The following is a 23,261-nucleotide window of genomic DNA, read 5'->3' as shown; positions in this document are numbered from 1 at the left end:
CGATGCGATTGTTGTAGGAGCGGCCTTGTGTCGCGAAAGGGCCGCAAAGCGGCCCCAGCGATACCTGTGGCGACCCTAAAATCCTGAGGGCGCTTCGCACCCTTTCGCGACACAAGGCCGCTCCTACGATGACCGTGTCGCCGGTGGTCAGGCCACCTCGGCCCCATCATCCGGCCAATGCGGCTCGTTGGCCCCCGGTGGCGTCAGCGGCGGCAAACCATAAGCAGCACGTGCATCGTCGCAACTGGGGTTGTGTACGCCCCCCTCCCACGACGCTTCGAACTCACGGCAAGGGCTGGAACGGTTGGCGTAAATGGTGCACGCCACCTCGGTGCCGATCTCGCCCTTGAGGCTGACGCAGCGGCACGGCTTGGCATCGGTGCCGATCATGGCTACCCGGGTTGGGTTGATCTGCACCACCAGGTCATCGGGCACAACGCCACCGGCTGACTGGCATTCGCCCCAGAAGAAGGACACACGGAAGTACCCGCAGCAGGCGCCGCAGTCAAGGCAAGGGTTGTATTCGGACATGATGGCACGGAAGGGGAAGGTTATTGTTATCGGGGCTGGCCCGCGGCGCCATTTGTAATCGAAGCCAGGTCGGCTGAGAAGAGGGGCAACGAAAAATAGTTTGCCGTCGATCCGGCAAACATCAGGGGCCGCATGGCGGCCCCTGAAACTGCACTATTTGCGGCTCAGGCCATCAGCCCGGAACATCTGCCGGATGCCCCGTATCGCCTGGCGAATCCGGTCCTGGTTTTCGATCAGGGCGAAGCGCACGTGGTCATCACCGTAATCGCCAAAACCGATGCCCGGCGAGACACACACCTTGGCTTCAGCCAGCAGCTTCTTGGCAAATTCCAACGACCCCAGGTGGGCGTACTGCTCGGGTATCTTGGCCCAGACATACATCGACGCCTTGGGGTTCTCGACCATCCAGCCCAGCTCGTGCAGGCCTTTGACCAACAGGTTGCGGCGCTGGCGGTACTGCTCGGCGATGTCGCGCACACACTGCTGGTCACCTTCGAGCGCCGCGATCGCCGCGACCTGCAAGGGGGTGAAAGTGCCGTAGTCGTGGTAGCTCTTGATTCGCGCCAGGGCGCTGACCAGCTCAGGGTTGCCGACCATGAAACCGATCCGCCAGCCGGCCATGTTGTAGCTCTTGGACAGCGTGAAAAACTCCACGGCAATGTCCTTGGCACCCGGTACCTGCATGATCGACGGTGCCTTCCAGCCGTCGTAGACGATATCGGCGTAGGCCAGGTCGTGCACCACCAGCACGTCATACTGCTTGGCCAAGGCCACCACGCGCTCGAAGAAGTCCAGCTCCACGCATTGGGCAGTAGGGTTGGACGGGAAGCCGAGGATCATCATCTTCGGCTTGGGGATGGACTCGCGGATCGCGCGCTCGAGTTCATTGAAGAAGTCGACACCGGGCACCAGCGGCACCGAACGCACCTGGGCACCGGCGATCACTGCGCCGTAGATGTGGATCGGGTAGCTCGGGTTGGGCACCAGCACGGTGTCACCATGGTCGAGGGTACCGAGCATCAGGTGCGCCAGGCCCTCTTTGGAGCCGATGGTGACGATGGCTTCGCTTTCCGGGTCGATGTCGACCTCATAGCGCTCCTTGTACCAGTTGGAAATGGCACGGCGCAGCCGCGGGATGCCGCGAGAGGTTGAGTAGCCATGGGTGTCATCACGCTGGGCGACTTGCACCAGCTTCTCGACGATGTGCGGCGGGGTAGCACCATCGGGGTTGCCCATGCTCAGGTCGATGATGTCCTCGCCACGGCGGCGGGCAGCCATCTTGAGCTCGGCAGTGATGTTGAAGACGTAGGGGGGGAGACGATCGATGCGCGCAAAGCGGCGCGGCGAACCTTGGTCGGCCATGGTTTCCTCTGAGTACGTAAGCGCCCGGAACCGTCCGAGCGACGCTGGCCGATGTGGCGGCCTGGATCAGAAGATAATGCCGAAACAGTATGACTGTAAAGGACATAATCCTGTTTTGTTAGAACTTTTCAGATGTATTTTTTGAAAACCAGAGATTTATGTTTCCAAGCCGATGATAGGGCCAGAATCGAAAAAAAAACCCCGGCACATGGCCAGGGTTTTCGTGTAACAGGCGACTGTATCAGCGTGCGTAGGTCATCAGCACGTCCGCAGCGGTCTGGCTGTCAACACCCATCATCACGCTCAGGGCGGTAACGGTGAGGATGGAGAAGCCGAACACCTTGCGGGCCCACTTGCTGTCGTCCTCGGCCTTGTAACCACCCCAGGCCATGTACAGCCAGTACAGGCCCATGGCAGCTGCCACGGCCAGGTAGCCGAGGCCGGCGTAACCGCCGAGGGTGAGCATCAGGGTAGCGAGCACGAAGGCCAGCACGTACAGCACGATCTGCTTCTTGGCCGCAAGAATACCGCGTGCCACCGGCAGGACCGGAATGTTGGCAGCGCTGTAATCCTTGAAGCGGAAGATTGCGATCGCGAAGCTGTGCGGCATCTGCCACAGGCTGAACATCACCAGCAGGGTCACTGCCGCCAGGTCGAAGCTGTTGCTCACGGCGCAGTAGCCGATCACCGGAGGCATGGCACCGGACAGGCTGCCAACCAAGGTGCCGTGCACCGATTTGCGCTTCAGCCAGAGGCTGTAGAAACCGACGTAGACGATGAACCCGATCAGCGCACAGAACGCCGACAGCGGGTTGGCCTGGACATACAGCAGGCTGAAGCCCGCCACCCCGAGGAGGGTGGCGTAGACCAGCGCGAGGGTCAGCGACATGCCGCCCTGGACCATGACGCGGTTCTTGGTACGTTCCATCTTGATATCGATGTCGCGGTCGATGCAGTTGTTGAACACACAACCGGACGCAACCACCAGGGACGTACCTATAACCACCGCCAGGAACAGGGCGAAGTCTACATGGCCCTTCGAGGCAAGGAAGAAACCGCCTGCCACGGAAAGCACGTTACCGAAAATGATCCCCGGTTTGGTGATTTGGATAAAGTGCTTAACGGACATGCAGTCTTACCTCACTTGGCCATCATTTCGTAGTGGATGCTGAACATGATCCACAGCGACAGGCCGACCAGCAGTGCAATCACCATGGTGGTGAACAGGAACGTCGACACGTTGGAACGCTGCTCTTTCGAGCGGTCCATGTGCAGGAAGTACACGAGGTGCACTACCACCTGGATGACGGCCATGGCCACCACGATCAGGACGGTCAGGTTCTTCGGCAGGCTCGGGTACATCACCAGGCCGAACGGGATCGCGGTCAGGATGATCGACAGTACAAAGCCGATCATGTAGGACTTCACGCTGCCGTGGTTACCTTCGTGATGAGTGTCGTGTGCGTTAGCCATTACAGAACCCCCAGCAGGTAAACGACGGTGAATACGCAGATCCAGACCACGTCCAGGAAGTGCCAGAACAGGCTCAGGCAGCTCATGCGGGTCTTGGCGGTCGGCGTGATGCCGTGCTTGTTGATCTGGTACATCATGATTGCCATCCAGATCAGGCCGGCGGTCACGTGCAGGCCGTGGGTACCTACCAGGGCGAAGAAGCCCGACAGGAAGCCACTGCGCTGCGGGCCGTAGCCCTCAGCGATCAGGTGATGGAACTCGTAGATTTCCATCGCGATGAACGCAGCACCGAACAGGAAGGTCACTGCCAACCAGCCCAGCACGCCTGCTTTCTTGCCGTCGAACATCTTCAGCATGGCGAAGCCGAAGGTGATCGAGGACAGCAGCAGGAACAGCGTTTCTACAGCTACGAAATCGAGCTGGAAGATGTCATGACCCGACGGGCCGCCGGCAAAACTGCCGGACAGCACCGCGTAGGTGGCGAAGAGCGACGCAAACAGGATGCAGTCGGTCATCAGGTACAGCCAGAAACCGAGTACGGTCATCTGGCCCGAGTCGTGGTGGTGATCGTCGTGCCCATGGTCGTGACCATGAGCAGCGCCGTGGATTACTTGACTGGACATTGATTACACCCGCTCAAACGATTCGACACGTGCGCCGGCAGGCAGAGCACCTGCTTTGGCCAGCGCTTTCATGCGCTCGCCTTCGATGCGCGCCACTTCTTCGGCCGGAACCATGTAGCCCTGGTCGTCACGCGCAGCGTGGCGAACGAAGACAGCGATGGTCGCAACCAGGCTCGCGCCCACCAGCCACCAGATGTGCCAGATGAAGGCGAAGCCGAAGACGGTCAGGAACAGGCCCATGAACAAGCCGGTAGCAGTGTTGCTCGGCATGTGGATCGGCTCGTACTTGCCCGGTGCCTTGTAGGCAACACCGGCTTCTTTGGCTTCGTGCCAGCAGTCCAGGCCAACTTTCTCAGGCATGTGGGCGAAGTTGTAGAACGGAGGTGGCGACGAAGTCGACCATTCCAGGGTACGGCCGCCCCATGGGTCGCCGGTCACGTCCAGGTTCTGGTTGCGGTCGCGGACCGAAACGTAGATCTGGATCAGCTGGCAAGCGATACCGAACAGGATCAGCACGGCGCCGACGACGGCAACGTACAGGTAGGGTTCCCACAGCGGGTTGTCGGAGTGGTTCAGACGACGGGTCATGCCCATGAAGCCCAGGGCATACAGCGGCATGAACGCAACGTAGAAGCCCGAGATCCAGAACCAGAAGGCAGCTTTGCCCCACTTCTCGTTCAGGGTGAAGCCGAAGGCTTTCGGGAACCAGAAGGCGAAGCCGGCAATGTAGCCGAATACCGCACCACCGATGATCACGTTGTGGAAGTGAGCGATAACGAACAGGCTGTTGTGCAGCACGAAGTCAGCACCTGGAACAGCCAGCAGAACGCCGGTCATGCCACCAATGGAGAAGGTGATCATGAAGCCCAGGGTCCACATCATCGGTGCGGTGAAGCGCACACGGCCCTGGTACATGGTGAACAGCCAGTTGAACAGCTTCACACCCGTCGGAATGGAGATCAGCATCGTCGCCAGGCCGAAGAAGGTGTTGACGCTGGCGCCGGCACCCATGGTGAAGAAGTGGTGCAGCCATACGGCAAAGCCCAGGATGGCGATCGCGCCCGATGCGTAGATCATCGAGTGGTGGCCGAACAGACGCTTGCCGGAGAAGGTCGAAGTCACTTCCGAGAACACGCCGAAGGCCGGCAGGATCAGGATGTAAACCTCAGGGTGACCCCACGCCCAGAACAGGTTGACGTACATCATCGGGTTCCCACCAAGCTCGTTGGTGAAAATGTGGAAGTCCAGATAACGGTCAACAGTCAGCAGTGCGAGTGCAGCGGTCAGGATCGGGAAGGAAGCGACGATCAGCACGTTGGCCCAGGTGCAGGTCCAGGTGAAGATCGGCATGTCCATCAGTTTCATGCCTGGTGCGCGCATCTTCATCACGGTGACGAGGAAGTTCACACCGGTTAGCGTCGTACCCAATCCGGATAGCTGTAGCGCCCAGATGTAGTAGTCGACACCCACCCCAGGGCTGTACTGAATGCCCGCGAGCGGCGGATAGGCAACCCAGCCGGTCTTGGCGAATTCACCAACGCCCAGCGAGATGTTGACCAGCAGCACGCCTGCCAGCAGCAGGTAGAAGCTCAGGGAGTTCAGGAACGGGAAGGCAACGTCACGTGCACCGATCTGCAGAGGAACCGCAAGGTTCATCAGGCCGGTGAAGAACGGCATCGCCATGAAGATGATCATGATCACACCGTGAGCGGTGAAGATCTGGTCATAGTGTTCAGGCGGCAGGTAGCCTTCGGAGCCGCCGGTAGCAGCAGCCAGCTGGGTACGCATCATGATGGCGTCGGCAAAGCCGCGCAGCAGCATGACCATCGCGACGATGATGTACATCACCCCGATTTTCTTGTGGTCGACCGTGGTCAGCCACTCGGTCCACAAGTAGGTCCACTTGCGGAAATAGGTGATAAGGCCGACGACAGCGATACCGCCGAGCGCGATCATGGCAAGCGTCACCATGACTATCGGCTCGTGATAGGGTATCGCCTCCAGGCTTAATTTACCGAACATCTCTTACTCCTCTGCACCGGCAGCTGGTTGCGTACTCGATTCCACACCCGTGGTGGTGGCCAGATCTTTGCTGCCTGCTTCTTCGTGGACCGGCTTGCCGCGGTTCATGCCTTCGTACTTGTCGACGATGGTCTGGAACAGCTCCGCTGGCGCCTCGCTGTACAGCGCGACTGGGTTGTATTCGCTAGGTTTGGCCAGTGCTTCGTACTCGGCCTTGCCCAGTTTCAGAGGCGACTGCTTCACTTCGGCGACCCACTTGTCGAAGTCTTCCTGGGAAGTGGCAGTAGCCTTGAATTTCATGCCGGTGAAGCCAGCACCGCTGTAGTTGGCGCTGATACCGTCAAACACGCCGTTTTCGTTGGCGATCAGGTGCAACTTGGTGGTCATGCCGGCCATGGCGTAGATCTGGCCGCCCAGGCCCGGGATGAAGAACGAGTTCATCACGGCGTCGGAGGTGACGCGGAAGTTGACCGGGGTGTTAGCCGGGAAGTTGATCTTGTTGACCGTCGCGATGCCCTGCTCCGGGTAGATGAACAGCCACTTCCAGTCCAGTGCGACCACGTCGATCTGGATCGGCTTCACGTCCGAATCCAGCGGACGGTATGGGTCCAGCTTGTGGGTGGACTTGTAGGTGACATAACCCAGGGCAATGATGATCAGGATCGGGATGATCCACACCGCAGCCTCGATCTTGGTCGAGTGCGACCAGTCCGGGGTGTAGGTGGCAGCCTTGTTGGAAGCACGGTACTTCCAGGCGAAGGCCACGGTCATGATGATGACCGGGATCACCACCAGCAACATCAGGCCGGTAGCGATGAGGATGAGGTTCTTTTGCTCAATGCCGACCTGACCTTTCGGGTCGAGCAGGGTCCAGTTGCACCCGCTGAGTAAAAGCATGCCTAAAAAGGGCAATATGCCAAACAGTCTGGGGTAACGCTTTTTACTCATCTCACGACCTCTAGATCAGCTTGCTTCAATGCAATTTGTGTTTTGGTAGCCAACACTTCGTCCTGCCAAGTGAGGCATTTCGCGCCCGAATACGCTCCTGCCTGGGGTCCGACTGCAGGACCTTGGCTCAAGCGTGTTAGCGGTGCTTATGGTTTCGTAGGCAACAGGCCTGTACTTCAGACCAAGTCCATTTGGTGCGGGAAAACGCGGAGGGGTATCCGCCCGGTATCGCCGCTGGGCGAAACTTGACGAAGTCAGCAAAAGAAAGCGCTGGGGCTTCCTTCAATCCTGCGACTCGCAAGCAGTGCCGAACGGAAATTGGGGGCGATTGTAGTGAGGTCGCCAACCCTTGACTATGACTTATTGAGCAACAGTCTTTTACAGAATACGTAACAATACTGGTCAAAAATTCAACTTCGCGACAGTTTGTCGCACCCCGCTTGATAGGCCTCAAACCCGCATTGCGCAAGGCTTTGTGGTTGATCTGGATCAAGCGGTAGGCGACTTTTCCCTCTTCTCTGTGGGTGCAAAAGACCACAGCAAATTCGGGACTTATGTCTAAGGCTGGCGCCGATTGCGGTAGATGCCCAGCGGAACCAGGATGGCGGTCAGCACGAACGCCATCAGTGCCCATTGCGCCAGGGACAAACCGAGGATCGGCGGGTATGGCGTGCTGCAGAAACCGTCGACCTGGAATGCGAGCGGCCAGAGCTTGGCCAGCGGCAGGTCGTCGACGATCGGCTGCAGGGTATCGATACCGCAACTGACCATGGGGTTGGCGAGTATATACACATGGTTGCCGGCCGCAACGATTCCGCCAATTGCGCTCAGCACCACCAGCCCTTCGAACAACGTCAGGCTGCGCCGCCCGGGCATCGCGGCGGCGATGAAGGCAAACACGGCGATGAACAGCAGGGCATAACGTTGCAGGATGCACAGTGGGCAGGGGGCTTCGCCGAGCACCACCTGCATGTACAAAGCGCCACCGATCAGGGCGAGACAGATCACCCCCAGCAGCACCAGAAAGCGCCGTTCCCGATTCAGGCGCGATGTTTGTTCGTTCATTGCCGGTTCCTTCGATGGATAGGGGCAGCGTGGTCCACCTGCCTGGCGCAAGTCTACACGCAGGTCTGACCGTTAGCGTGTCGAGGAAGCGGCAAGACAGCACTGCGAGGGCTATCCGGAGTGGGCTTGAGACCGGCAGGCGTGACATCGGTTCAACGCCGGCCGGTAAAAAAGCGGCTGCCCGGGCGCCGCGCAGGGGCGAGCCCCTCGACACCCGGGAGTGAAGGATACAGTGATTAAAGGACGATTAACGATGAAAGATGGCTGGCGCGGTTCATCTTTCCTTTATATGCAAAGCAGCCCAGAAACCACAGGTACGCCAGCGTACCTGTGGGGGCCGGCTTGCCGGCGATGGGGTCCGAACAGTCAGCACATCACTCCAGAGCTGTCGCCGGCCCGAAGAACTCGTAGCGGCTCTGCTGCTGGGGCACACCCAGCTCTTTAAGGTAACGCTTGATCACCGCCATGAAGCTCTTGGGCCCGAGGAAGTACGCATCCACGTCACGCTCACCCGGCATCCATTCACCCAAAAGCTCCTGGCTCAACAGCCCCACCGCATTGGCGTCGTGCGAACCATCATCCTCGGCATAGCAATAAAAGCGCTTGAGCTGCGGGTGACGCTCGGCCAGCCCATCGACCCAGCCACGGAATGCATGCACCCCTGCATTGCGCGCACAGTGGATGAAATGCACCGGTCGCTTGGTTTCAAGGGCCGCCTCGAGCATGGCCAGGGTCGGTGTGATGCCGACACCACCGCTGATCAGCACCAGCGGCCTGTCACTGGCGGCAAGGGTGAAGTCACCAGACGGCGGGAACAGTTGCACGGTACTGCCGACCATCATTTCATGATGCAGGTAGTTGGACACCTTGCCGCCCGCCTCACGCTTGACGCTGATGCGGTATTGCTTGCCATCGCACAAGGCCGACAGCGAATAGTTGCGACGGTGCTCGGCGCCGTCGATGAACAGCTGCAAGCCGATGTACTGGCCCGGTTCAGCCTTGAGCACCGGTTTGCCGTCGACAGGAGCGAAGTAGAACGAAACGATCTCGCTGCTTTCCTGCTCGCGGCGTACCAGGCGGAATTCGCGGGTACCGCGCCAGCCACCGGCAGCCTCTTCCTTCTGTTTGTAGAGGCCTTCCTCGGCGCCAATGAGGATCTCGGCCAACTGCCCATAGGCCGCGCCCCAGGCAGCGATCACCTCTGCAGTGGCGATCTCCTTGCCGAGCACCTCCTCGATGGCACGCAGCAGGCAGCTGCCGACGATCGGATAATGCTCCGGCAGGATCTGCAAGGCGACATGCTTGTTGATGATCTGGCCGACCAGGCCGCCGAGCTGCTCCAGCTGGTCGATGTGCCGGGCGTACATCAGCACGCCGTTGGCCAGGGCGCGCGGCTGGTCGCCACTGGCCTGATGCGCCTGGTTGAACAGTGGGCGCACTTGCGGATACTCGCTGAGCATCAATTTGTAGAAGTGGGTGGTCAGCGCCTCTCCACCGGTTTCCAGCAGCGGGACAGTGGCTTTGATGATTGCACGTTGTTCGGCATTGAGCATTGCAACAACTCCTGAGCCAGAGGCTTCGAATGGTTGCATGTGCAGTATCAGTATTCGTGCCAAACTTAAATATCAATAAAATCAGTATGTTGGCTAAGTACATGTCAAAACGACCAGGCATGGCGTATAGTCATTTGGACCAATAGGAGTCCTTATGACTGCAAAGCCGCTGCTCACCGCCCTGCTCCCCTTGGTCAGCGACCTGTCCCGTGACCTGCCCGAAGAGGAACGCTACCGCCGTCTGCTACAAGCCATGCGCGGCTTGCTGCCCTGCGATGCCGCTGCACTGCTGCGGCTCGATGGCGAATGGCTGGTGCCACTGGCTGTCGACGGTTTGTCTGCCGATACCCTGGGCCGGCGCTTCAAAGTCAGCGAGCATCCGCGCTTCCAGGTTTTGCTCAGCCGCGCCGAGCCCACCCGCTTTCCCAGCGACTCCCAGTTGCCCGACCCCTATGACGGCCTGGTCAATGCCCACGACGTCGACCTTCACGTGCATGACTGCATGGGCTGCCCGCTGATGGTCGACGAGCGCCCATGGGGCCTGGTAACCCTCGATGCCCTCACCCCGGGCCAGTTCCAAAGCCTGGAGCTCGATGCCCTGCAGGCCTTCGCCAGCCTGGCAGCCGCCACGGTCACGGTGGCCGAACGCATCGAGCACCTGGCACTGCGCGCCGAGGATGAGCACCAGCGCGCCGAAATCTATCGCCAGGCCAGCGGCCAGGACAAAGAGCTGATTGGCCAAAGCCCGGCGCACAAGCGCCTGCTGGATGAAATACGCCTGGTTGGCGGTAGCGACCTGACCGTGCTGATCACCGGCGAAACCGGCGTGGGCAAGGAACTGGTGGCCCAGGCCCTGCACCAGGCCAGCCACCGCGCCAACAAGCCCCTGATCAGCCTCAACTGCGCCGCGCTGCCCGACACGCTGGTGGAAAGCGAACTGTTCGGCCATGTGCGCGGGGCCTTTACCGGCGCCCACGGTGAGCGTCGCGGCAAGTTCGAACTGGCCAACGGCGGCACGCTGTTTCTCGACGAAGTGGGCGAACTGCCGCTGGCGGTGCAAGCAAAGCTGCTGCGGGTATTGCAAAGCGGGCAACTGCAGCGCCTGGGCTCAGACCGCGAACACACGGTAGATGTGCGCCTGATCGCAGCAACCAACCGCGACCTTGCCGCCGAGGTGCGCAACGGCAACTACCGCGCCGACTTCTATCACCGCCTGAGCGTGTACCCGCTGCAGGTTCCGCCGCTACGCGAGCGTGGGCGCGATGTGCTGCTATTGGCGGGCTACTTCCTCGAACAGAATCGATCACGTCTGGGCCTGAACAGCCTGCGCCTGAGCAACGAAGCGCAATCGGCGCTTCTGGCTTACGACTGGCCCGGCAACGTGCGCGAACTGGAACACCTGATCGGTCGCTCAGCCCTCAAGGCGCTGGGCCAGCACCCGGACCGGCCACGCATCCTTACCCTGCAAGCCAGTGACCTGGACCTGCGTACCGTGGCGGGCGGGGTACAGGCACCCTCCCCTGCGCCCCTGCCGGCGCCGTCGCTGGCCGAAGGTGGCTTGCGCGAAGCTGTCGACGGCTACCAACGCCAGATCATCGATGCCTGCCTGCAGCGCCATCAGGACAACTGGGCCGCCGCCGCCCGCGAACTGGGCCTGGATCGCGCCAATTTAAACCGCTTGGCTCGGCGCCTGGGCCTGCGCTAGACGCGTTTCCTACCAAAGGATTAACCCAGAAAGCCTCTGGTTGCTTTCCGTTGGGCTGCTATATCTCCCTTACCACCGGTAACAGGGCCGTTATGCGACCGGGCTGCGTGCTACTGCACAAGCGGTTGCGCCAGCAGGATCGCCAACGGTGTCCCTGTGTGCCGCACACCAGCAGGGAGCATCCATGGACAACATCGTCGTCGCCGACAAGCAAACCACCGTCGCCACCCAGAATGCCTGGGGCAATATCACGCTCAACAGCCCAGGCGTGGTGCAAATGCCCGTTGCGCCTGACCAGGTGGCAACCGTGACCCGTCGGGGTCAGGACCTGATCGTCACACTCAAGTCAGGGGAAAAGGTTACCGTCGGCAACTTCTTTGCCGTGGACCAGGCGGGTGTCGGCAGTGACATGGTCTTCGTCGGCGAAGATGGCACCCTGTGGCACGCCAACTACGATGCCGAAGCCTTCAGCGGTTTCACCTTCGAGGAAGTCGCCTCGCTCGATGAACTGGTCGCAGGCATCGGCGGCGCTGGCAGCGAAACCCCGACCTGGGCGATTGCCGGGCTGAGCCTGCTGGGCGTTGGCGGCGCAGCCGCCGCCGCAGGCAGCGGTGGTGGAGGCGGTAGCAGCGGCGACGGCTCTGCGCCAGGCGACACCACGCCACCCGCCACGCCCATAGACCTGCTGGTTTCGCCCGATGGCCTGCGCCTGACTGGCCGCGGCGAGGTCGGTGCCACGGTGAATGTACGCGACGGCGCCGGCAACCTGATCGGCAGCGGCACTGTGGGCACCGACGGCACCTTCACCGTGACCTTGAACCCACCCCAGGTCAATGGCGAAAGCCTGGATGTCAGTTTGACCGATGCTGCTGGCAACGTCTCGCAGCCGGGCAACGTGGCCGCACCGGATGCAACCGCCCCCCTGGCCCCCAGCGACCTGGCCGTCAACGAGCAAGGAACCACACTAACCGGCCGCGCTGAACCCGGCTCCACCGTGCAAGTGCGTGCCGCCAACGGTACCGTGCTGGGTACCGCCGTGGCAGGTGCCGACGGCCTGTTCAGCATCACCCTGCAACCCCCGCAAACCGAGGGTCAGCCGCTGCAAGTCACAGCCAGTGACGCCGCTGGCAACACCTCACCCGCAACAGCCGTCAACGCACCCGATGACGGGGTCGGCAACCCGCCCGACACCACGCCGCCCGCACAACCGACCGACTTGGCCGTCAGCGCTGACGGCAGAGTAGTCAGCGGGCGTGCCGAACCAGGTAGTACTGTGCGCGTGCTCGCAGCGGACGGCACCACGGTACTGGGTAGCGTGGTCGTGGGCGCCAACGGTGCGTTCAGCATCACCCTCGACCCACCGCTGGTCGACGGCGAGCAGTTACAGGTAACGGCCACCGATGCCGCCGGCAACACCTCCACTGCCGGCACCGTCACCGCGCCGGACATCGATACGGGCGGTGGTGACACCACTGCGCCAGCGCCCGCCAGTGGCCTGATCATCAGCGCCGATGGCCGTACAGTCTCGGGGCGCGGTGAAGCAGGAGCAACGGTAACCGTATCGAACGACCAGGGCCAGGTCGTGGGGACCGGGACGGTGCAGCCTGATGGCACCTTTACCCTGCAACTGACCCCGCCCGTGACCGATGGCTCGTCGCTGCAAGTGACCTTGACCGATGCCGCTGGCAACGTATCAACGACAAGCCCGCTGACGGCACCGGACCTGGTAGCCCCCGGGCAACCGACCGGGCTGACGCTGAGCGATGGTCAAACGCTGACCGGCAATGCCGAACCCGGTGCACGGGTGCAAGTGCGCGACGCCTCCGGAGCCCTGATCGGCAGCGCTATCGTCGGGCCGGACGGCAGCTTCAGCCTCACCCTCGACCCTGCCCAGGCCGACGGTGAAGCCTTGGCCATCACAGTCACCGATGCCGCCGGCAACAGCTCCGCACCACTGGCTTATACCGCCCCGGACATTACTGCCCCGGGCCTCATCACCGGCGTGGTGGTGGGCGCCGGCAGCGTCGTGATATCGGGCCGCGGTGAAGCGGGTGCCACAGTGCAAGTGCTGGATGCCGACGGCAATGTGATCGGCAGTGGCACCGTGGCAGCCAATGGCACCTTCCTGGTCGAACTGGATGCTCCAGTGGCTGCGGGCGAAAGCATCGTGCTGGTACAAACCGATGCTGCCGGCAATCCGTCGCCTGAGCTCAGCATCATCGTGCCACAGACCCCCGTCCCGGAAGGCCCCGCCGGGGTGGTGGTAGCCCCCGATGGCTCGTCCGTCAGCGGCACCGCTCCGGCAGGCAGCCTGGTGGAGGTGCGCGACGCCCAAGGCAATGTGCTGGGCAGCGTGCAAGTGGGCAATGATGGCAACTTCACCGTCGGCCTCGACCCCGCTCAGGCCAATGGTGAGCTGCTCGATGTGGTGGCCCTGGACGCCGACGGCAACAGCTCACTGCCGACCCAGGTCGGTGCACCGGACATCACCCCGCCCAACCCGGCCAGTGACCTGCAACTGAGCGCCGATGGCGTCACCCTCACTGGCCGCGGTGAGCCTGGGGCCAACGTGCAAGTCCGCGATGCCCAGGGCACGCTGCTGGGCACTGCCGTGGTCGGCGCGAACGGCGTCTTCACCCTCACCCTCACACCGGCCCAGACCGACGGCCAGATGCTCGACGTGGTACTTCGTGACGCTGCGGGCAACACCTCGACCGCAACCCTGACCGCGCCCGACCTGGACGGCCCGCTGCAACCTTCCGGGCTGGCCATCGACAGCGCAGGCCTGCACCTCACCGGCCAGGGCCAGAGCGGCTCAATCGTCACGGTACGTGCGGCGGACGGTACCGTGCTGGGCACCGCGACAGTCGGCGCCGACGGGCGCTTCGATGTCACTCTCGACCCGCCACAGCGCAACGGCGAAAGCCTCACCGTGGAGGCCACCGACAATCTCGGCAACAGTGCCGGCCCGGTCGACTTCACCGCCCCCGACAGCACCCCACCGCAAGTTGTCGGCAACCCGAGCATCGACGACAGCGGCACCACCGTTACCGGCACTGGCGAACCGGGTGCCACGGTGATCGTGCGCAGCCCCGACGGCGCTGTGCTGGGCAGCGTCGAGGTGGCCGGCGACGGCACCTTCGAACTCACCCTGGCCCCTCCACAGACCAATGGCCAGGCCTTGACCGTTGAACAACGCGACCCGACCGGTAACGTGTCAGCAGCGGTCGACCTGCCTGCTCCGGACAACGAGGCGCCCGACACCCCCACCGGCCTGGCCCTTGCCGCCGATGGCACCGTGGTTACCGGTAGCGGCGAACCCGGCGCGCAAGTGCGCGTCACCGGCACTGGCGGCGCAGTATTGGGCACCGCCGTGGTGGAGGCCGACGGTAGCTTCCGGGTAACCATCGACCCACCTCAGCTCAACGGTCAGACGCTGTCCGTCAGCCAGGCGGACGCTGCGGGCAACACCTCCGCTGCCGACACCATAACCGCCAACGACCTCGAAGCACCGCAACCTGCACAAGGCCTGGGGCTGAGCGCAGACGGTAGTGCGCTGAGCGGGCAGGGTGAGCCAGGCGCCACCGTAGAAGTGCGCGATGCCGGCGGGCAACTGCTGGGCGATGCCCAAGTGCAGCCCGACGGCAGCTTCACCGTGACCCTCGCCCCACCCCAGACCAACGGCGAAGTACTGTCGGTGGTGCTTGTCGACGGCGAGGGCAATACATCGCCATCTGCCACCTTAACCGCTGACGATACAACCGGCCCCGCCGCCCCCACCGGTCTGCAAGTCAGTGCCGATGGCACAGCGCTGCAAGGCAACGGCGAGGTGGGCTCCACCGTTGAAGTGCGCAATGCCAACGGCGACCTGCTGGGCACGGTCGTGGTCCCGGTGGGTGGCAACTTCAGCGTGCCGCTGTCACCGGCCCAACTGGATGGCCAGAGCCTCGACGTCACCCTCACAGATGCCGCCGGCAACACCTCCACCGCAGCCCAGGCCACTGCGCCGGACCTTACACCCCCTGCACTGCCGACCGATGTCAGCGTCAGCCCGGATGGCACCACTGTGACCGGCAACGCCCCCGGGGCCAGCTCGGTCACGGTGACCGACCCCAATGGCACTGTCGTCACCGTTGCAGTGAACGGCGATGGCAGCTTCAGCGTGCCGCTGGATACCCCGCTCACCAATGGCGAGACCCTGACCGTGGTGGTCAGCGACGCAGCCGGCAACGACTCTGGCGCATCGAGCGTCACCGCGCCGGATACCACCCCGCCCGCTGCGGCGACCGACATCACGGTCAGCCCGGATGGCGGCTTTATCGGTGGTACGGCCGAACCCGGCACCACCATCATCGTTCGCGACGGCACCACTGACCTGGGCACCGCAACCGCCGGGCCGGACGGCACCTTCGTTGTCGAAGTCGACCCACCCCTGGTTTCCGGCGACACCGTGCAGGTAGTGGTCCGAGACGACGGTGGCAACGAGACCACGGTCGACGTGGCCGGGCCAGACGGCACCGAAGTCGCTACACCAACCGCCCTGACCATCAGTGCCGACGGCTTCCTCCTGACGGGAGAAGGCACCGTGGGCTCGCTTATCACCGTGACCTCCGGCGGCACCACACTGGGCACCGCGACGGTCGGCAGCGACGGCATCTTCCGAGTGTTCTTCAGCGACGCCCAGCTCAATGCCCAGACCCTGCAGGTCAGCGCACGCCTTACAGCCGGGGGTAAACCCTCGGTACCAGCCACCATCGTTGCAGAGGACAGCACCGCGCCGGATGCTCCCACCCAGCTTGCCCTCGACCGCAGTGGCAGCACCCTTATCGGCAAGGGCGAGGTGGGCGCGACCGTACGCGTGGTGGATGCCCAAGGTACCGAGCTGGGCACTGCCACCGTTGGCAGTAACGGGTTGTTCAGCGTCAGCCTGACCCCCCCGCAAGCCAATGGCCAGAACCTCACCGTTACCCAGAGCGACGCCGCGGGCAATACCTCGCTCGCCGCAACCTTGCAGGCGCCTGATCTGCAAGCGCCTGATGCTGCCACCGGCCTGAGCCTGAACAGCGCGGCAACCGTAGTCAGCGGCCAAGGTGAGGCGGGCGCGACGGTGACCGTACGCGATGCCAGTGGCGCGGTACTGGCCACAGGTACCGTCAACCAGAGCGGCCAGTTCCAGGTCACCCTGCCAAATGCACAGACCACCGGCAGCGCCTTGCAGGTCACCCTCAGCGATGCCGCTGGCAATGTGTCTGGCCCGGCGAGCCTGGCAACACCGGACCGCACGCCACCGGCTGCGGTCGACAACCCGGTGCTCAGTGCCGATGGCAAACAGCTGTCAGGCAGTGGCGAAGCCGGCGCCACCGTGCAGGTGCGCAACGCCGCCGGCACCGTGGTCGGCACCGCGACCGTGGGCGCCGATGGCCGGTTTACGGTCACCTTCGATACCCCACAGGCAACCGGCCAGGCCCTCGGTGTGAGCCAGGTGGATGCAGCGGGTAACACTTCCCCTGCTGTCACCCTCAGTACAGCCGACCTCACCCCACCAGCCCCACTGACCAATGTGGTGCTCAACAACAATGGCCTGACCCTCACCGGCCTGGGTGAAGCGGGTGCCAGCGTGACCGTGCGCGGCCCCGATGGCACCATCATTGGCACAGGCGTGGTGGCCGCCAACGGCAGCTTCACCCTCACCCTGACCAGTGCGCAACTTAACGCTCAGAACTTGAGCGTGACCCACACCGACGCGGGCAACAACACATCACTTCCTGTTGCAGTAACAGCGCCGGACTTCACCCCACCGGCGGCGCCGGCCGCCCTCGCCCTGGCCAGTACCGGCCTGCAGCTGAGCGGCAGCGCCGAAGCAGGCAGTACCGTGACCGTGCGTGATGCCGCAGGCAATATCCTGGGCACCGCCGTGGCCAGCAGCAATGGCACCTTCCAGGTCACCCTGAGCAGCGCCCAGACCAACGGCCAGACCTTGCAGGTTACCGCCACAGATGCGGCAGGCAACGTGTCGCCTGCGGCACCTTACACCGCTGCCGATACCACACCGCCCACCGCCGTCGCCAACCTGGCCGTCGCTGCCGACGGCGCCAGCCTTACAGGTACTGGCGAAGCCGGCGCCACGGTCACCGTGCGTGCGCCCGACGGCACCTCGCTGGGGACCGCCACGGTCGGCAGCGATGGCCGCTTCACCGTAGCGCTCAGCCCTGCGGCAACCGCCGGCGACAGCCTCAGCGTGACCCAGGCCGATGCCGCGCAGAATGCCTCGCCGGCACAGACCGTGACCGCGCCGGGCAACCTGGCACCGGACATTCCGGACAACCTGACGCTCTCAGCCGATGGCCTGGTGGTTACCGGCAATGCATCCCCTGGTAGCACCGTCAATGTGTATGGCCCTGACGGCGTGCTGTTGGGCACTGCGCCAGTGGGCAATGACGGCAGTTTCACGGTCAACCTCGACAGCGCCCAGGCCAACGGCGAAGTCTTGCAGGTCAATGCCGTGGGCACCGATGGCAGTGCTTCGCTGCCTGCGACCCTGCAGGCACCGGACACCACTGCCCCGCAACCGCTGACCAACCTGGTGCTGAGCAGCGACGGCCTGACGCTCACCGGCCGAGGTGAGCCGGGCGCCACAGTCACCGTGATCGGCGAAGGCGGTGTCGACCTGGGCACCGCCGTGGTCGATGCCAGTGGTAACTTCAGCATTGGCCTGAGCACCGCACAGATCAATGGCGAACAGCTCAGTGCACAGCAGACCGACGCAGCGGGCAACGAGTCCGACAGTGTCAGCCTGACTGCGCCCGACCGTGTGGCACCTGATGCTGCGGGCAACCTGGCATTTGCCGGCGGCGGCGGCTTGCTCAACGGTACTGGCGAGGCCGGCAGCACCGTCAAAGTGCTGGCTGCCGATGGCAGCACACTGGGCAGCGCTGTGGTCCGCGCCGACGGTACCTTCCAGGTCACCCTCAGCGCGCCGCAGGCCAACGGCCAGCAGGTGCAAGTGATACTGACCGATGCCGCCGGCAACCAGTCCGACCCCAGCGCCATCATTGCAGCCGATACCACTCCACCGGCCGCCCCCACTGAGCTTGCGATTTCCAGCGACGGGGTTACCCTGACCGGCCGCGGCGAGCCCGGCGCGCAGGTCAGCGTCAGCAACGCGCAGGGCGACGAAATCGGTACGGCAGTGGTCGATGCCAGCGGTAACTTCACCGTCACCCTCAACCCGGCGCTGGGCAACGCCGAACTGCTCAGCCTCAGCCAGGCCGACGCAGCCGGTAACGTGTCGGCAGTCGCCACGTTGCAAACGCCTGACTTCACGCCGCCGGCCATCCTCACCGAGGTTGACATCAATGCCGATGGCAGTGTGGTCACCGGCCTTGGCGAACCGGGCGCTACCGTCACGGTGACCAATGCCGCAGGCGTACTGCTCGGTACGGCCACTGTGCTCGCCGATGGCAGCTTCTCTGTGGAACTGGCGCCAGCCCAGATCAACCAGCAAGTGCTGTCGGTACAACAGGCCGACCCACCCGGCAACATCAGCGCGCCGGTCACGATCGATGCACCCGACCTCACGCCACCTGCACCGGCAACCGAACTGCGCCTCAATGCTGCCGGCGATCAGCTAAGCGGCGTCGGCGAAGCAGGCACCACGGTACGGGTGTACCTGGGCACCACTGAAATCGGAACCGCCACGGTGGATGCCGACGGTACCTTCGTGGTAGACCTCAGCTCGCCGCAGCTCAATGGCCAATCCCTTCAGGTAACCCTGACAGACGAGAGCGAAAACATATCGCCCATCAGCTCGGTCACCGCGGTCGATACCACGCCCCCAGCCACCGTTGTCGCGTCGCTCAACGACAGCGGCACCCAGCTGATCGGTAGCGGCGAAGCGGGGGCACGCATTACGGTGATGAACGACCGTGGCGACATGGTCGGCCAAGGCGTGATCGACCCTGACGGCACCTTCGTGCTTGACCTGACAACCCCACAGATCGACGGCCAGGTACTGACCGTCGTCGCTCAGGACGTCACCGGCAACCCCTCCGCGCCATTCGAAGTGACCGCACCGGACTTGGTGCCACCAGCGCAACCTGCCGACTTGGAGCTGGACCAGGCGGGCACGCTACTGATCGGTAGTGCCGAACCCGGCAGTACCATCACCGTGCGTGGCCCGGACAACATCATTGTCGGCACCGTCCAGGCCACCGTAGACGGCACCTTCAGCGTGACGTTGAGCCCGGCGCAGAACAACGGCCAATTGCTGACCGTGGTCGCCACCGATGAGGCGGGCAACGCCTCGCTGCCAGCCACCTACCAGGCTGCCGACACGTCACCACCTGCTCTGGTCACCAACCTGGCAATCAATACCGACTACGACGTGCTGACCGGGCGCGGTGAGCCTAACGCCACAGTGACTGTCAGCCTGGCAGGCAATGTGATTGGCACCGGCGTGGTCGATGCCAACGGTAACTTCTCCATCGAACTCGAACCCGCACCTGGCTCGGTCGCGACATTGGCTGTGACCCAAAGCGACGGTACCAATACCTCGGCAGTGCAGACCTACATCACCCCGCTTATCCCACCACCAGCGCCCCCCACCAATGTGGTGCTGAACGCCGATGGCCTGACCCTCACGGGTAACGCCACCAGCGGGGCGTCCATCCGTGTCTATGACAATGAGGGCAATTTGATCGGCACGGGTGCAGCGGACCTCAACGGCGACTTCAGTCTCCAGCTCGACAGCGCCCAGTTGAATGGGCAATCGCTCTCGGTCACTGCCGTGGCTCTGGTGGGCGGTGAATCGCAGCCGGTATTCGTGCAGGCAACCGACACCACGCCGCCGGCCAACCCGGTGGTCACTGCGCTGTCTGCCAATGGCCTGGTGCTTACCGGTACCGGTGAAGCCAATGCCACGGTCACCGTGCGTGATGCCAGTGGCAATGTGCTCGGCACCGGCGTGGTCAACGCTGGCGGCGTGTTCAGCATCAACCTGGCCAGCGCGCAGCTCAACGGCCAGGTACTCGGTGTGACGCAGGTCGACGTTGCACAGAATGCCTCGGGCAGCACCAGCTATACCGCGCCGGACACACAGGCGCCAGCTGCACCGACCAGCCTTGCCGTGACCGGCGCAGGCACCGTACTGACCGGCGTCGGCGAGCCCGGCGCGACAGTCACCGTCACCGGCCCGGGCGGTCCGTTGGGCAGCGCCGTGGTACAACCCGACGGTAGCTTCACCGTCACCCTCACCAGTACGCAGAACGACGGGCAGTTGCTTACCGTGCGTCAGTCCGATGCCGCCGGCAACCAGTCCGGCAGCGCCAGCATCACAGCACCGGACACCACGCCACCCGCCGCGCCAGTGGCCGCCATCAACGCCAACGGCACCACGGTAAGCGGCTCTGGCCAGATCGGCAGCACCGTCACCGTGCGCGACACTGCAGGCACGGTGCTGGGCACCGCCACAGTGGGCAGCAACGGCCTGTTCGTGGTCAGCCTGGCGGCGGCGCAAATCGACAACCAGGCCCTGACAGTCACCTTGACCGATGCCACCGGCAACACCTCGACCGGCACCGCACTGACCGCTCCAGACCTCACCCCGCCAGCGCTGGCCAGCAACCTGGTGATCAGCGCCGACGGCAGCACCCTGACCGGCAGCGGCGAGCCTGGCGCCACGGTCACGGTGCGCAGCTCCACCGGCACGGTCCTGCAAACCGGCACGGTGCAGCCCGACGGCACCTTCTCCGTAACCCTGACCCCTGCCCAGGACAACGGTCAGACACTGTCGGTATCGCTCACCGACCCACGCAACAACGTCTCCGGCAACGTCAACATCACTGCGCCGGACGTCGACGCCAACGCACCGGTGATCGCCAGCGACAACCTGGCCACCGCCACCGTCAACCTGGCACCGGTTGTCGCCACGCAGACCTACACCGACAGTTTCACCACACTGCTGGCGGGCTTCAGCAAGACCTACACCTGGACCGTCGACGCCGGCACCACGGCGGACCCGACCCTGACGCTGACCACCAGCAGTGCCCTGGCCCTGCTCGACAATGCCACCTTCACCCTGCAGGTGAAAGACGCGTCCGGGGCCTGGGTGACTTTGGCTACCGGTAACAGCCTGGGCCTGCTAGACCTGATTCTGCTTCCCCTGGGCCAGGGGGTGCAGGTCGACATCGGCGAACTGCAGGCCGGTGAATACCGCCTGACCGTAGGCAGCGGCGGCATCGGCCTGGTGACCAACGTCACCACCACGCTGGACATCGAAACCTCCAGCCTGACCGAGCTCACCGGCACCGGTACCCCCACTACCGGCAACGTCATCACCGACCCCGGTGTCGACGGCACCACCGATGCCCGTGGCCCGGACAGCAGCGCCGTGCTGCAGGTGCTCAAGAACGGCAGCTACGTCACCGCCGGCAGCGCCACCGAAGTGCAAGGCCTGTATGGCACCCTGGTGATCCGCGCCGATGGCAGCTACACCTACACGCCGAACGGCACCCCATCCAGCGTCGGCAAAGTAGACGTGTTCAGCTATCAACTGGTGCACGGCAACGGCCTGACCGATGTCGCCAACCTCTATGTGCGGATCGACAGCCCGCAAGCCACGGAGGTATGGAGCGACAGCAACCTCAGCGCGCCCGCCACGGTGGTCGATGCCGTCAACGACATCGACAGCACCAACATCAGCCTGGCAAACCGGGTGGACACCGGCAGCGCCACACTGGGGACGCTGTCCCTGCCGCTGATCGGCTCGCGGCAGGCGGTCTATGACACCAGCGTTGCCGCCGATACCACCGCCAACCTGCAAGTGGTGCTCAACTCCGCCAACCTGCTAGGCCTGCTCAACGGCACCACCATCGCCCTTTACAAACTCAACACGGCTACCGGCCAGTACGTGCTTGTGCAGTCTGTGCCCGGCAGTTCGCTGATCAGCCTGCTCGGCGGCGGCTCGGCCTACACCTTCCAGAACCAGGGCCCAGGTGCCTACGAGATCCGTGTCAGCGCAGGCGGCATCGGCCTGCTCAGTTCGATCACTACCAGCCTCAACACCACCACCACGTATACCAACGAGTTCGTGGTCAGCGGCTACACCCCAGTGACCGGCAACCTGTTGACCGACACCGCCGGCGGCGGTGCCGACAACCTCGGTTCGACGCTGACCGTGCTCAGCGTGCTGGTAGCGGCCAACACCTACGCCATCCCCGGTTACAACGGCGTCAGCGTGACCGGCACCTACGGCACGCTTCTGGTGAACGCTGACGGCAGCTACACCTATACCCTCAAGGAGGGCCTGACTTCGGCAGTTGTCGGCCAACAGGACACTTTCACCTACGAACTGACGCACCCCAACGGCACCACCGATACCGCAACGCTGACCATCAACCTGGACAACGCTGCCGGGCTCACCGCGACCACTTCGCTGCTGGCTGACAGTGGCGACGAGGGGGCGGCCCTCGCAAGTGTTGCCGCGGCTGCATCCACCGAGGTGATTGCCGGCACCGATGGCAATGACCAACTCGATGGCAGCCAGGGCGGGCAGATCAGCCTGCAAGGCGGCTCCGGCGACGACACCCTCGTGGTGGTGGATCAGGCCTTTGCCAGCGTCGAGGGCGGCAGTGGTACCGACACCCTGCTGTGGGGCGGCGGCGATGCCAGCATCGACTTGGGCTCCTTGGCCGGGCGTGTCCACGATATCGAAATCATCGACCTCAACGACACCAGCGGGGTGACCCTGACGCTGAACCTGGCGGATGTGGTGGCCGTCACCGAAAGCGGCAGCAGCACGCTGCTGATCAACGGCGACGACAAGGATTCGGTGCACATGACCGATAACTGGAACCTCACCGGCAGCCAGAGCGCCGACGGCATCGACTATAACCAATACACGGCCCAGGAGGACCCGAGCCACCACCTGTGGGTGCAAAACGGCATTCATGTCGTCTGAGGCCGCAGTAACCCGCCGGGCGC

Annotated in this window: 11 protein-coding genes; 2 read left to right on the top strand and 9 right to left on the bottom strand. The window is 63.6% G+C overall.

Going from position 1 to position 23,261, the window contains the following annotated elements:
- Nucleotides 1-147 precede the first annotated feature (147 nt).
- The 9 genes from NGJ21_RS18305 to hmpA form a co-directional block, all read right to left on the bottom strand.
- Nucleotides 148-531, bottom strand: a complete 384-nt coding sequence (locus tag NGJ21_RS18305) for a YkgJ family cysteine cluster protein (protein WP_012316177.1) — start codon at nucleotides 529-531, stop codon at nucleotides 148-150.
- 153 nt (nucleotides 532-684) lie between these two features.
- Nucleotides 685-1,893, bottom strand: coding sequence for an alanine transaminase (gene alaC, locus NGJ21_RS18300; RefSeq protein WP_046784500.1), 1,209 nt, complete (start codon nucleotides 1,891-1,893; stop codon nucleotides 685-687).
- Between the two features lie 241 nt (nucleotides 1,894-2,134).
- Nucleotides 2,135-3,022, bottom strand: a complete 888-nt coding sequence (gene cyoE / locus NGJ21_RS18295) for a heme o synthase (RefSeq protein ID WP_012316179.1) — start codon at nucleotides 3,020-3,022, stop codon at nucleotides 2,135-2,137.
- An 11-nt stretch (nucleotides 3,023-3,033) separates the two neighbouring features.
- Nucleotides 3,034-3,366 (bottom strand): cytochrome o ubiquinol oxidase subunit IV, encoded by a 333-nt coding sequence (cyoD, locus tag NGJ21_RS18290; protein ID WP_012316180.1) that lies wholly within the window; start codon nucleotides 3,364-3,366, stop codon nucleotides 3,034-3,036.
- Nucleotides 3,366-3,989, bottom strand: coding sequence for a cytochrome o ubiquinol oxidase subunit III (cyoC, locus tag NGJ21_RS18285; RefSeq protein WP_012316181.1), 624 nt, complete (start codon nucleotides 3,987-3,989; stop codon nucleotides 3,366-3,368). Before cyoC ends, cyoD begins: the two co-directional genes overlap by 1 nt.
- Before the next feature lie 3 nt (nucleotides 3,990-3,992).
- Entirely contained in the window at nucleotides 3,993-6,011 is a 2,019-nt protein-coding gene (gene cyoB / locus NGJ21_RS18280) for a cytochrome o ubiquinol oxidase subunit I (RefSeq protein ID WP_115273905.1), read from the bottom strand.
- 3 nt (nucleotides 6,012-6,014) lie between these two features.
- Nucleotides 6,015-6,959, bottom strand: coding sequence for a ubiquinol oxidase subunit II (gene cyoA / locus NGJ21_RS18275; protein ID WP_012316183.1), 945 nt, complete (start codon nucleotides 6,957-6,959; stop codon nucleotides 6,015-6,017).
- Between the two features lie 558 nt (nucleotides 6,960-7,517).
- Nucleotides 7,518-8,024, bottom strand: coding sequence for a disulfide bond formation protein B (locus NGJ21_RS18270; protein ID WP_039601973.1), 507 nt, complete (start codon nucleotides 8,022-8,024; stop codon nucleotides 7,518-7,520).
- A 374-nt stretch (nucleotides 8,025-8,398) separates the two neighbouring features.
- Nucleotides 8,399-9,577 carry an NO-inducible flavohemoprotein gene (gene hmpA, locus NGJ21_RS18265; protein ID WP_251962473.1) on the bottom strand — a complete coding sequence of 393 codons (1,179 nt, stop codon included), beginning with the start codon at nucleotides 9,575-9,577 and terminating at the stop codon, nucleotides 8,399-8,401.
- 154 nt (nucleotides 9,578-9,731) lie between these two features.
- On the opposite strand from hmpA, the gene norR reads away from it, so the two are divergent.
- Nucleotides 9,732-11,282 carry a nitric oxide reductase transcriptional regulator NorR gene (gene norR, locus NGJ21_RS18260; RefSeq protein WP_012316186.1) on the top strand — a complete coding sequence of 517 codons (1,551 nt, stop codon included), beginning with the start codon at nucleotides 9,732-9,734 and terminating at the stop codon, nucleotides 11,280-11,282.
- 184 nt (nucleotides 11,283-11,466) lie between these two features.
- Nucleotides 11,467-23,238, top strand: a complete 11,772-nt coding sequence (locus NGJ21_RS18255; protein ID WP_502943569.1) for a BapA/Bap/LapF family large adhesin — start codon at nucleotides 11,467-11,469, stop codon at nucleotides 23,236-23,238.
- Nucleotides 23,239-23,261 lie beyond the last annotated feature (23 nt).

The organism is Pseudomonas sp. Marseille-Q5299 (genome assembly GCF_943737035.1).
In the GTDB taxonomy this organism is placed as follows: domain Bacteria; phylum Pseudomonadota; class Gammaproteobacteria; order Pseudomonadales; family Pseudomonadaceae; genus Aquipseudomonas; species Aquipseudomonas putida_E.
Note: the sequence above shows the minus strand (reverse complement) of the source record. Positions and strands in the feature narration are given on the sequence as shown.